The sequence below is a fragment of the Borrelia persica No12 genome, assembly GCF_000500045.1.
Lineage (GTDB): Bacteria > Spirochaetota > Spirochaetia > Borreliales > Borreliaceae > Borrelia > Borrelia persica.
This window is the reverse complement of record NZ_AYOT01000096.1, coordinates 1-4,452: the sequence shown is the minus strand read 5'-3', so window position 1 is coordinate 4,452 and position 4,452 is coordinate 1. Positions and strand designations below refer to the sequence as shown.

Sequence of the window (4,452 nt, the reverse complement as noted above, 5' to 3'; positions counted from 1 at the left end):
GAAATATAATGGCGCTCATTTACAGTGTTAATTAATTTTAGTATGAAATAAAAAATATATATGAGAAAGAAAATTTAATTCTAATCCACAAGTTACTACCGAAGATCTTGGTCATATTCTAGAGGAATCACTTATATTTGTTTTTAGGATATTTTTTATTTCAGTTGTAATAGGTTTTTCCTTGCTTATTTTCAGTCAAATAGAATAGTGAAGGGATTAGAAAAATAGTTAAAATTGCAGAGCAATTTGGTGTAAAGATTGAAAATAAAGGTATTGTTGATATACCTGTAGTTGCTACTAATAATGCTTCTGCTCCTGCTGCTCTTAATGGTGGTAGTGGTAATAGGTTTGATGATGGTGGTTGGTGTTCGAGAGGACGCTGGTTCTGAACTTGTTCAAGAAGTAGATAAAGCAAATGCATGGGTAATGATTGATAAGATAAGAAATTCTAAGACTAAAGAAAATAGTAGTATTAGTGGTAATGATAATAATGATGCTGGAGAGCTAATTACTGGTTATGCTAGTAATAGCAAGGGTGCTGGAGCAAAAAGTAATGCAGATTTTGCAGCTGCTGTCGCGCTAAAGGCAATGAGTAAGGATGGTCAATTAGGGCTGTTAACAAGGTGTTAGGTGTACTTGATGTGATTATTACGCAAATATTACAAAAAAATAAACTGGGTAAAATCAAATAATGAGATTAAGTAAATTAATCGTATAAAAATATTAAATAAATATTAAAATTTTTTGAGAGAAGTGCTTGTATAAGTTGATGAAGCAAGGAAAGCAAATAATGTTATTATTCATATATTGAATAAAATATAAATATTATTAGATTTTAATTATATTATGAATGATGGAAGAATAAGAATATCTTTTATTCCAATTATTTTATTAGGGAATATTATAAAAAAGAGTGTGATATACTGATAGTAGTGATGATGTACTTTATATTTATTATCATCATTCTGCTCATTTCAGCATGTACAGAAAAACTTAAAGGATAGGTTAGATGAAGCGGAAATCAGATACTTAAGATTGTTGAAAAATTATAGCGATATCAATTTTACTATTGGTCGGATATGTGCCAACCTTTTAAGGAGTAATAATGTAGGTTCTGATTTTCAGGATATTAGTACTGATGCATAAGCAGAGAAACGAAGACTTGCAGATGAAAAGGAACATACAGATGAAGAAAAAACAATGTTAATTAAGGAGTTACAAAACACAGCTAGTTCACTTGAGAGTATATTTGCTCTTCATGGTGCTCCTGAACCTGATGATAGATATGGTATTATGAAAGTATGTAATATCATCCTTGGCTATTATAAAGTTGAATTGCAAAGTCATTTAAAACAAAGAAGGTTAATTTACTTGGCTTTTGATTATAAACGTAAAGATCTCACATTCTTTGGTATGTTTTTGTATAAGTATCTTGAGTATCGTGATATTTATGGTGGGATTATTGCTTTGTCTCATATTAAAGACTTAAAAAGGGTTTTTCTCAAGTTGCAAATATTTTCTGAATTATATTACCTAACTTCATTTAAAGACTTAAGAGAGAAACAAGCTAGTCTTGATAAGTTGGAGCTTGAAGATCTAAGGACACTAAAACAGCAATTTTATTTGCTGAAAGGAGAAAAGCAAAAATTAGTATCAATAAAAAATCAGATAAAAACCGATTATGGTGCTGATGTAGGTGACATTAAAACTGTTTCTGATGGTAAGAATATGTTTCGAGTATTAGAAGACTATTTAAAAGATGCAACTCGTAATTACGAAGTAAGACTTGATAATGTAATAATGGAAGTAAGGAGAGCTAAGAATGCTATTATTCCTATATTAAATAAAATATAAATATTATTAAATTTAAAGTTATTTTATAGATAAGAGAATCAGAGATGTTTTTCTCTTGTTTATAATTTATAGATAAAATAAGGTGATGTTATTAATGTCATTTTCATTTTTACGATATTTTATGCAGGTGTACTATAAGGATAGTCAAAAATAGACAATATTCCATATCATTTTTTCTGATTTATTTTGTAAAGTCATGTTTTTTGACTTATTGTATAGTCTATTAATGTAATAGATGTGAACTAATATTCAATTGATATAATATTAATAATTATTTGTATATTATAAGATGGGATAATATGTCTAAAAATGTTGATGAAATGTATTTTGTTTCTTGTGGTGCGATTCTTAAAAAAGAAGCTTCTATTTGTGTTCTTTTTGGGGGTTTCTAAATCAATTATCAGTTTCTTTATCAATTTTTATTTGAATGCGAAAAGTTGATATTATTTATATTGTGCTTATTCGTAGGATGTGTTGGTGTTCATTGATTTTATTCTAGAAGAATTGGAGCTTAGTGTTTTGCACATAGTAGGTGTTAAATTTATTTATTATAATTAAGGAAGATGCGATCAAACAATATAAGTAATTTATATTAATTGTTCTTATATTGGTCTTATTTGTTTATTTATGGTTGATTTTATTATAGTTATATATTAATTCTTAAAATTCGAAATGGTTAATACTATTGATACGAATGAATGTGAATAGGTTGAATGTGAATAGGTAAGTATCATTTATACTAATAACAATTAAACTAGTTTAATTGTTATTAGTATAAATGATACTTACCTATTCACATTCAACCTATTCACATTCATTCGTATCAATAGTATTAACCATTTCGAATTTTAAGAATTAATATATAACTATAATAAAATCAACCATAAATAAACAAATAAGACCAATATAAGAACAATTAATATAAATTACTTATATTGTTTGATCGCATCTTCCTTAATTATAATAAATAAATTTAACACCTACTATGTGCAAAACACTAAGCTCCAATTCTTCTAGAATAAAATCAATGAACACCAACACATCCTACGAATAAGCACAATATAAATAATATCAACTTTTCGCATTCAAATAAAAATTGATAAAGAAACTGATAATTGATTTAGAAACCCCCAAAAAGAACACAAATAGAAGCTTCTTTTTTAAGAATCGCACCACAAGAAACAAAATACATTTCATCAACATTTTTAGACATATTATCCCATCTTATAATATACAAATAATTATTAATATTATATCAATTGAATATTAGTTCACATCTATTACATTAATAGACTATACAATAAGTCAAAAAACATGACTTTACAAAATAAATCAGAAAAAATGATATGGAATATTGTCTATTTTTGACTATCCTTATAGTACACCTGCATAAAATATCGTAAAAATGAAAATGACATTAATAACATCACCTTATTTTATCTATAAATTATAAACAAGAGAAAAACATCTCTGATTCTCTTATCTATAAAATAACTTTAAATTTAATAATATTTATATTTTATTTAATATAGGAATAATAGCATTCTTAGCTCTCCTTACTTCCATTATTACATTATCAAGTCTTACTTCGTAATTACGAGTTGCATCTTTTAAATAGTCTTCTAATACTCGAAACATATTCTTACCATCAGAAACAGTTTTAATGTCACCTACATCAGCACCATAATCGGTTTTTATCTGATTTTTTATTGATACTAATTTTTGCTTTTCTCCTTTCAGCAAATAAAATTGCTGTTTTAGTGTCCTTAGATCTTCAAGCTCCAACTTATCAAGACTAGCTTGTTTCTCTCTTAAGTCTTTAAATGAAGTTAGGTAATATAATTCAGAAAATATTTGCAACTTGAGAAAAACCCTTTTTAAGTCTTTAATATGAGACAAAGCAATAATCCCACCATAAATATCACGATACTCAAGATACTTATACAAAAACATACCAAAGAATGTGAGATCTTTACGTTTATAATCAAAAGCCAAGTAAATTAACCTTCTTTGTTTTAAATGACTTTGCAATTCAACTTTATAATAGCCAAGGATGATATTACATACTTTCATAATACCATATCTATCATCAGGTTCAGGAGCACCATGAAGAGCAAATATACTCTCAAGTGAACTAGCTGTGTTTTGTAACTCCTTAATTAACATTGTTTTTTCTTCATCTGTATGTTCCTTTTCATCTGCAAGTCTTCGTTTCTCTGCTTATGCATCAGTACTAATATCCTGAAAATCAGAACCTACATTATTACTCCTTAAAAGGTTGGCACATATCCGACCAATAGTAAAATTGATATCGCTATAATTTTTCAACAATCTTAAGTATCTGATTTCCGCTTCATCTAACCTATCCTTTAAGTTTTTCTGTACATGCTGAAATGAGCAGAATGATGATAATAAATATAAAGTACATCATCACTACTATCAGTATATCACACTCTTTTTTATAATATTCCCTAATAAAATAATTGGAATAAAAGATATTCTTATTCTTCCATCATTCATAATATAATTAAAATCTAATAATATTTATATTTTATTCAATATATGAATAATAACATTATTTGCTTTCCTTGCTTCATC

3 protein-coding genes are annotated in these 4,452 nt (G+C 26.9%); 2 read left to right on the top strand and 1 reads right to left on the bottom strand.

The genetic code is table 11. The annotated features are described in order from the left end of the window. Positions 1 to 327: 327 nt before the first annotated feature. Both U881_RS0101915 and U881_RS0101910 read left to right on the top strand, forming a co-directional pair. The gene (locus tag U881_RS0101915) at positions 328 to 630 is read left to right on the top strand and encodes a variable large family protein (RefSeq protein ID WP_152520653.1); all 303 of its coding nucleotides are present in this window, start codon (positions 328 to 330) and stop codon (positions 628 to 630) included. Positions 631 to 1,200: 570 nt separating this feature from the next. Continuing rightward, positions 1,201 to 1,854 carry a CRASP family complement regulator-acquiring lipoprotein gene (locus U881_RS0101910; RefSeq protein ID WP_024653072.1) on the top strand — a complete coding sequence of 218 codons (654 nt, stop codon included), beginning with the start codon at positions 1,201 to 1,203 and terminating at the stop codon, positions 1,852 to 1,854. A 1,512-nt stretch (positions 1,855 to 3,366) separates the two neighbouring features. Here U881_RS0101910 and U881_RS0101895 read toward each other — a convergent pair. Next, positions 3,367 to 4,020, bottom strand: coding sequence for a CRASP family complement regulator-acquiring lipoprotein (locus U881_RS0101895; RefSeq protein ID WP_024653072.1), 654 nt, complete (start codon positions 4,018 to 4,020; stop codon positions 3,367 to 3,369). Positions 4,021 to 4,452: the final 432 nt, after the last annotated feature.

Excerpts from the sequence above, each read along its gene's own strand:
- U881_RS0101915 (WP_152520653.1), top strand. The coding sequence starts at position 328 with ATGGTGGTAGTGGTAATAGGTTTGATGATGGTGGTTGGTGTTCGAGAG.
- U881_RS0101910 (WP_024653072.1), top strand. The coding sequence starts at position 1,201 with ATGTTAATTAAGGAGTTACAAAACACAGCTAGTTCACTTGAGAGTATA.
- U881_RS0101895 (WP_024653072.1), bottom strand. The coding sequence starts at position 4,020 with ATGTTAATTAAGGAGTTACAAAACACAGCTAGTTCACTTGAGAGTATA.